This is a genomic window from Carboxydothermus pertinax (assembly GCF_001950255.1).
GTDB lineage: Bacteria > Bacillota > Z-2901 > Carboxydothermales > Carboxydothermaceae > Carboxydothermus > Carboxydothermus pertinax.
Genome location: NZ_BDJK01000093.1, coordinates 1 through 206 on the forward strand (window position 1 = coordinate 1; position 206 = coordinate 206).

Consider the following 206-nt stretch of genomic DNA (forward strand, 5'->3'; position numbering starts at 1 on the left):
CCTTCTCGCTTACTTATGCCGGCATTCTCTCTTCCTATTAGTCCACAGCTCCTTCCGGTGCTGCTTCGCCCCAATAGGAACGCTCCCCTACCCATTTGGCCTTTCGCCAAATGCCGTAGCTTCGGTGGCGTGCTTGAGCCCCGTTACATTTTCGGCGCAGAGTCACTCGACTAGTGAGCTATTACGCACTCTTTGAATGATGGCTG

At 53.9% G+C, this 206-nt stretch carries 1 rRNA gene; it reads right to left on the bottom strand.

The features are described 5' to 3' along the window. Positions 1 to 206: ribosomal RNA gene (locus cpu_RS13160) — 23S ribosomal RNA — on the bottom strand; the annotation flags it as partial.